We start from the raw sequence: 712 nt of genomic DNA on the forward strand, positions 1-712 counted from the left end.
CGTCGGAGGTGGTGAGGAACGCGGCTACACCCATGTCGACCCCGACTACCGCGCCCGTCTCGGGCAGCGGCTCGGCGGGCACCTCGTCACACGAAAGGACGACGTACCAACGGCGGCCTTCCCTCTTGACGCTGACCGTCTTCACCGTGCCGTCGACCTTGCGGTGGGCGTGGACCCGGATGTGCCCGACACCTTGCAGGTAGACCCGGGTTGTCCCGGTGGTGGGTGCCGAGTCCCAGCGGCATCCGTCGCGGTCCTTCGGCCACTCGACCGTGTCGAACCAACCGGCACCCTTGAACCGGGGATAGCCGGGTGTCTGCCCGGCCTTGACCCGGCGGAAGAACGCCCGCATCGCCTTGTCGAGGCGGCGCAGGGTGGCCTGTTGGGAGGAGAACGACCAGTGGCCCTGCCCGCCCGGGTCGGCTCGGCGGATGTCTTTCAACTGGGCGGACTGGTCGCCGTAGCGGATTGTCGCCTTCGCCCGCCGGTACGCCTCACGGCGTTCCTCCAGCGCGGCGTTGTAGAGGTGCCGGTGGTCGGAAAGGCACGCGGTGAGAGCGGCGGTCTGCTTGGCTGTGGGTCGGAGCAGGAACTTGTACGCGCGTCTCACGACGGCCCGCCTTTGCGCCACGGCCGTTCGTACTGGGTGTCGATGTACCGGCGGACCGTCGCGGCGGACACGGCACCGACCGTGGCGACGAAGAACGACCGC

At 69.2% G+C, this 712-nt stretch carries 1 protein-coding gene; it reads right to left on the minus strand.

All coding sequences use genetic code 11. The features are described from left to right. The coding region (locus ACFOX0_RS34225) for an RNA-guided endonuclease InsQ/TnpB family protein (RefSeq protein ID WP_377553844.1) at nucleotides 1–610 on the minus strand (610 nt) is incomplete at its 3' end. Nucleotides 611–712 lie beyond the last annotated feature (102 nt).

The sequence above is a fragment of the Micromonospora zhanjiangensis genome (genome assembly GCF_042650605.1).
Classification (GTDB): domain Bacteria; phylum Actinomycetota; class Actinomycetes; order Mycobacteriales; family Micromonosporaceae; genus Micromonospora_J; species Micromonospora_J zhanjiangensis.